Origin of the sequence: Flavobacterium plurextorum (genome assembly GCF_024638035.1) — a bacterium.
Classification (GTDB): domain Bacteria; phylum Bacteroidota; class Bacteroidia; order Flavobacteriales; family Flavobacteriaceae; genus Flavobacterium; species Flavobacterium plurextorum.
In genome coordinates this window covers 1742415-1749292 of the sequence record NZ_CP100442.1, presented here as the reverse complement: position 1 = coordinate 1749292, position 6878 = coordinate 1742415, and the positions used below count along the sequence as shown (strand labels likewise).

Here is a 6878-nt window from a genome sequence, read left to right as displayed (position 1 = left end):
GATTTTTGACAATTGAAAAAGGACTTTTCAAAATCACATAAAAAATGGTAAAGCGTTTGAGCCATAATATATTAGGTTCAAGACACAATGTCTTTGGGGGTTAGTTAAGTAAATTTGGTGCCGCGAAAGTATACAAAGCCCTCAATACTAACTACATTAGTCGATAAACTACTCGGAAAAACGTTGAAATGCACAATTCTTCAAAACAAATTAACCTTAAAATTTTAAAAACATAACAATTCAATAACAAAACAGCAGAAAATTCTTAAAATTTTACAGAAAAAACAGCATAACAAAGTCTAAGTGATTAATCCGTAAAATTATCTTACAAAACACGAAACACAAAAAGAAACAAAACACACATAACAAATTGATATTCAATATTGTGCATATAAAAATTATATGAAATAAAATTTCAATAAGGAAGTTTAAAAAGGATAAAAAGTAAATTTATTTTAGAAAATTTATATTTCGCTTAAGTCCATCAAATTTGGTTCTTTTTATAGGCGAATTTTTGAAGACTAACCGAAAAGTTTCTTCGGTAATTTCAAGCCAATCCTTTTTAGAGAAAGAAAGTAATTCAGGATTTGAATTAAACAATGGCTCTGAATGTGGTTTTGAAAATCGATTCCAAGGACAAACATCTTGACAAGTGTCACATCCAAACATCCATTCATCAAATTTCCCTTTCATTTCATAGGGAATATTTTCTTTTAATTCAATAGTGTAATAAGATATACATTTACTGCCATCAACCACATATGGAGCAACTATAGCTTGTGTAGGACAAGCATCGATACAAGCTGTACAAGAACCACAATGATCTGTTACTGCATAGTCATATTCTAACTCTAAATCTAAGATAAGTTCTGCTATAAAATAAAAAGAACCTACTTTTTGAGTTATTAAATTACTGCTTTTTCCAATCCATCCTAAACCACTTTTCGCAGCCCAGGCCTTATCCAAAACTGGTGCTGAATCAACAAAAGCGCGGCCAGAAACTTCACCAATATTTTCTTGAATGGAATGAAGAAATTCCTTTAATTTTTCTTTTATCACAAAATGATAATCCTGACCGTAGGCGTATTTAGAAATTTTAAAACTTTCCTCATTTTGAATTTCTGAAGGATAGTAATTAAGTAAAAGAGAGACGACACTTTTTGCATCATCAACCAATAAAGTTGGATCAAGTCTCTTATCAAAATGATTTTCCATATAGGTCATTTGACCATTATAGTTGTTTTTCAGATATTTCTCAAGTCGTGGAGCTTCTTCTTCTAAAAAACCAGCTTTCGATATTCCACATGAAATAAAACCAAGTCGTTTAGCTTCTGATTTAATAAATTTTGAATATGTCTCTTTAGAATTAATCAGCATCTTTTAGAGAATGAAACTTTAACATTAACAGGTTTTAAAGTAATCAACGGATTAAATTGAATTACGTCGTCATTAGATTTAATGAAATACATTTTTACAATTTGCGATATCGTAAGACACATTTCGTAAATAGCAAATCCAGTCCCAATACACATTCTTGGTCCAGCTCCAAAAGGATAAAAATATTTCATTGATTCCTTTCTTTGCTCTCCCAAAAATCGTTCAGGAATAAATTCATCTGGATCATTCCAATATTTAGGATTACGGTGCAATTCATAAAAAGAAACTCCTATCAGCGTGTCTTTCTTTATTTTAAACAGGCCAAGAGAATCATCTTCAAGATTCTGTCTATCTGTAATCCAAGCTGGCGGATATAAACGCATAGATTCGTTTAAAACGGCATTCAAATAGGTCATTTTTTGAAGTTGTTCTATCACATTGTCAGTTTGCGATTCAATTTGACTAATTTCTTCAAAAACCTTTTGCTGCACTTTTGGATTGCTGCCTAACAAATGAAGTGTAAATGTTAAAGCATTTGCAGTCGTTTCATGTCCCGCAATAAACAAAACTTTAATTTCATCAATTAATTGTTCCACAGACATGCTTTCACCAGTATCTTCATATCTAGTTTCTAAAAGCATATTCAATAAATCATTTATCTCTTCCTTTGAAGCTTTTCTTTCCTCGATAATTTCACGAATAATACTATTATTCTCTTCGGCTAACTTGAGATGATTTTTTACTTGGCCACTCATTGAGAACCACCAAGCTTTATGCGGAAGTCTAATTTCCTTGATTAAAAAATTCTGAACTTCCTCAATGATAAATTTAATTCGCTCGAATTTATTTTCTGCAGTTGACAATTGAAACAAAGATTTCGCAACAACATTAAAAGCCAGATTACTCATAATTGGGAAAAGATCTATTGACTTATCTTCAATTAAATTATCCAATTCTACAATAATAGCTGTATTCATATTGTCAACCAATTGATTCATTTTTTGTTTATGAAATGCAGGTTGGATAAGACGTCTTTGTTTTAACCAAAAATCACCATCGCTGGTTAAAAGACCTTTCCCTAAATACTTGGAAAGATATACAGATTGAAACTTCGATTTGTTGTAATTCTTTTGATTCTTAACTAAAATATATTGTGCAATTTCATTATCTCTCGACAAAATGATATGTTTTGAGAAACCAATTCTAATAGAAAAAGAGTCACCAAATTTCTCAAAATACTTTTTATGAAAAGGAATTGGATTTCTTCGAACTCCCTCAGCATCTTTAAAAAACCGAACAATTGATAATTTATTTGGGTAATTATATTTTACATTATTAGACATAACAGCTAAAACAAACCTCCTTGAATATTTGTATTTATTTTACCTAAATGTTTATATGCCTTATCAGTAACTTCACGTCCGCGAGGCGTACGCATAATAAATCCTTCTTGAATTAAAAAAGGTTCATAGACTTCTTCTATAGTCTCGCTGCTTTCAGATACAGCTGTTGCCAAAGTAGAAAGACCTACCGGCCCACCTTTAAACTTATTGATAATAGTCAATAATATTTTATTATCCATTTCATCTAAACCATGAGCATCAACGTTTAAAGCTTTTAACGCGTAACGAGAAATCTCAATATCAATAGTTCCGTTACCTTTTATCTGCGCAAAATCACGAACTCGTCGCAATAATGCATTTGCAATACGAGGAGTACCTCGGCTTCGGCCTGCAATTTCAATTGCCGCTTCAAGATCTATAGGCATTTTTAATATCCCAGCACTCCTTTCGACAATTGTTGTCAAAAGTTCAGTAGAATAATATTGTAATCGAGATGAAATCCCGAAACGAGCTCTCATTGGAGCCGTTAACAATCCCGAACGAGTTGTCGCTCCAATCAAAGTAAAAGGGTTCAAATTGATTTGTACGGTTCTAGCATTTGGACCAGATTCGATCATAATATCAATCTTGAAATCTTCCATTGCCGAATATAAATATTCTTCAACTATAGGGCTCAAACGATGAATTTCATCAATGAATAAAACATCTCTTTCATCTAGATTTGTTAACAATCCAGCTAAATCACCTGGTTTATCTAAAACAGGTCCAGATGTAATCTTGATTCCTACCTCCAATTCATTTGCCAGAATATTTGCCAAAGTAGTTTTTCCAAGTCCAGGAGGTCCATGAAACAAAGCATGATCAAGCGCTTCGCCACGTTGATTTGCAGCAGCAACAAAAACTTTTAAGTTTTCTAAAACCTGATCTTGTCCAGCAAAGTCATCAAATGACAATGGGCGCAATCTTTTTTCAAGATCTAATTCTTCTGGGTTATATCCTTTGGTCGTTGGATCTAAATTCTCATTCATTTTACAAAGATATACAAAGTAAATCAGTATCTAAACAGTAATATCTAACCGCTAAAAATAAACGCATAAAAAAAAGACTGTCATCTGACAGTCTTTCTAATATTTTAGTGGTGTAAAACTTCTTCACCTTCTTTCATTGGTACATTTTGAGGAACAAAATCTACATCATGATTTGGGTTACTATAGTCATACGGCCAACGGTATACATGAGGAATTTCACCTGGCCAGTTTCCGTGAATATGCTCAACAGGAGTTGTCCACTCTAATGTTGTAGATCTCCAAGGATTTTGAACTGCTTTCTTACCGTAGAAAATGCTGCTAAAGAAGTTGTATAAAAATACTAATTGGAAAGCTCCTCCTACAAGAGCGAATGTTGTAATTAAAACATTCACATTTTGTAAATCATCAAACAATGGGAAGTTAGTATTTGTATAATAACGTCTTGGTAAACCAGCTAATCCAATAAAGTGCATTGGAAAGAAAACTCCATAAGCACAAACTGCAGTAATCCAGAAGTGAATATAACCTAAGTTTTTATTTAACATTCTTCCGTACATTTTAGGGAACCAGTGGTAAATACCAGCAAACATTCCGTAAAGTGCAGAGATACCCATTACTAAGTGAAAGTGAGCAATTACAAAGTAAGTATCGTGAACGTTAATATCTAAAGTACTATCTCCTAAAATGATTCCTGTTAAACCTCCAGTAATGAAAGTAGAAACCATTCCGATAGAGAATAACATTGCAGGGTTAAACTGTAAGTTACCTTTCCATAAAGTTGTAATCCAGTTAAAAGCTTTTACAGCTGAAGGAATTGCAATCAATAAAGTTGTAAAAGTAAATACAGATCCTAAGAAAGGATTCATACCTGAGATAAACATGTGGTGACCCCATACAATAGTAGATAAGAATGCAATTGCAAGAACTGACATAATCATCGCTCTATATCCGAAAATTGGTTTACGAGAATTCGTAGCCATAATTTCAGAAACAAGTCCCATTGCTGGTAAAATTACGATGTAAACTTCAGGGTGTCCTAAGAACCAAAATAAGTGTTCGAACAATACCGGAGAACCTCCTTGGTAATGTAAAACCTCTCCTGCAATATAAATATCAGATAAGAAGAATGAAGTACCGAAACTTCTATCAAAAATCAATAATAAAGCAGCTGATAATAATACTGGGAATGAAATAACACCAATAATTGCTGTTACAAAAAATGTCCAGATTGTAAGAGGAAGTCTAGTCATAGACATACCTTTAGTTCTCAAATTGATAACAGTAACAATGTAATTTAATGATCCCATTAATGAAGATGCAATAAAGATAGCCATCGAAACTAACCATAAAGTCATACCTGTTCCAGAACCTGGAATTGCTTGTGGTAAAGCGCTTAATGGTGGATAAATTGTCCAACCTGCAGAAGCTGGTCCAGCTTCAACAAATAAAGAACATAACATAACTACAGCAGATAAAAAGAACAACCAGTATGAAATCATATTCATAAATCCAGAAGCCATATCTCGCGCTCCAATTTGAAGCGGAATAAGTAAGTTACTAAAAGTTCCGCTTAAACCAGCTGTCAGTACAAAGAATACCATAATGGTACCATGAATTGTAACTAAAGCTAGATAAATATCATTTGCCATTACACCATCAGGTGCAAATTTGTCTCCTAATAAAACATTAAAGATTTTAAAAGACTCTTCTGGCCAAGCCAATTGCATTCTGAAAAGCAAAGACATAGCGATACCAATAATCCCCATGATAATACCTGTAATCAAGTATTGCTTAGCGATCATTTTGTGATCAATACTAAAAATATATTTAGTAATGAACGTGTCTTTATGATGATGTTCGTGCTCGTGATCGTGTCCGTGATCGTGACCGTGCGCTTCTGCTGACATATATGTGTACTTTAAATTTTCTTAATAATATTATTTCATCGCAACTTTAGCTACAGCTGCTTTTACAGTATCTACAACCGCTTTTACAGTATCGATAACTTTTGCAGTAGTATCACTTGGTGCAGCACCTTCTGCTTCAGGCTTTTTAGCAGCTGCTGCCGCTTTAATATCCTGAGCTAAAGTAGTTTTCTCGCTTAACCATTTTTTATATTCTTCTGGAGTATCTACAATAACTTTCATTTGCATGTTATAGTGTGAAGCTCCACAAATTTTATTACATAATAATAAATAATCAAATGTGTAAGGATCTAAAGCTGTACCACCTTTTGCAACTAACTCAATACTTTTTTCAGCTCTTAATTTGTTGATGTTTGCAACTTTCTCAACCATAAATGGCAACTCTCTGTATTCAGCAGTAGTATAAGTTGGAACAAAAGCAAACTCAGTTACCATACCAGGCACACAGTTCATCTGTGCTCTAAAGTGAGGAAAATAAGCTGAATGCAGAACGTCCTGAGAACGCATTTTGAAATGCACTTTTTTACCTTTAGGAATATGAAGCTCAGAAACAACAATGTCATCTTGAGAATTAGGATCTGACATATCAACTCCTAATGTATTAATACCTTCAATCAAACGCACGTTTGCTTTTCCTAAAACATTATCTTGACCTGCATATCTTGCCGTCCATTTAAACTGTTGAGCATATAATTCAATCTCTACAACATCTTCATCTTTATCAACAAACATGATATTATTCCAAGCATATAATCCATAAAGAATTAAACAAGCTAAAACTACTGATGGAATAATACTCCAAATCGCTTCTAATTTATTACTATCTGCAAAGAATAAAGCTTTTTTATCTTTATGTCCTCTATTTTTAAAAGAAAACCAATGTAATAATCCTTGAGTAATTACTTGAACTGTAAAAATTAATACCCAAGTAATATTCATCAAATTATCTACCAAAAGCCCATGCTCAGAAGCTGGCGTATGAAGTACTAATTTACCCCATTTTAGTAAACCATAAATAGTAAATATATAAATGAAAGCTAAAAAGCCAAACATAATATATCCCTGAATATTATTATCATTATCTGATGCAACCTGGGAATCGTCCGAAGAAGATCCTACTTGAGTAAGATCAAATATCTTGGTCAATTGCCATAATGCAACTGCTAATAAAACTAAAACTACAATTACCAACAAACTTGTCATCT

At 32.8% G+C, this 6878-nt stretch carries 5 protein-coding genes; all 5 read right to left on the bottom strand.

Annotated elements, in window-relative coordinates:
- Nucleotides 1-450 precede the first annotated feature (450 nt).
- The 5 genes from queG to NLG42_RS07930 all read right to left on the bottom strand — a co-directional run bounded on the left by queG (nucleotide 451) and on the right by NLG42_RS07930 (nucleotide 6876).
- Complete coding sequence (queG, locus tag NLG42_RS07950) at nucleotides 451-1377, bottom strand: tRNA epoxyqueuosine(34) reductase QueG (RefSeq protein ID WP_257683434.1); 927 nt, start codon at nucleotides 1375-1377, stop codon at nucleotides 451-453.
- A complete protein-coding gene (locus tag NLG42_RS07945) occupies nucleotides 1371-2720 on the bottom strand; it encodes a cytochrome P450 (RefSeq protein WP_257683433.1) in 1350 nt (449 codons plus the stop codon). The genes queG and NLG42_RS07945 overlap by 7 nt, the downstream gene beginning before the upstream one ends.
- A gap of 5 nt (nucleotides 2721-2725) precedes the next feature.
- A complete protein-coding gene (gene ruvB / locus NLG42_RS07940) occupies nucleotides 2726-3748 on the bottom strand; it encodes a Holliday junction branch migration DNA helicase RuvB (RefSeq protein WP_089057591.1) in 1023 nt (340 codons plus the stop codon).
- A 104-nt stretch (nucleotides 3749-3852) separates the two neighbouring features.
- On the bottom strand, nucleotides 3853-5655 hold the full coding sequence (locus NLG42_RS07935; RefSeq protein WP_089052714.1) for a cytochrome c oxidase subunit I: 1803 nt from the start codon (nucleotides 5653-5655) through the stop codon (nucleotides 3853-3855).
- Between the two features lie 30 nt (nucleotides 5656-5685).
- A complete protein-coding gene (locus tag NLG42_RS07930; RefSeq protein WP_089057590.1) occupies nucleotides 5686-6876 on the bottom strand; it encodes a cytochrome c oxidase subunit II in 1191 nt (396 codons plus the stop codon).
- Nucleotides 6877-6878: the final 2 nt, after the last annotated feature.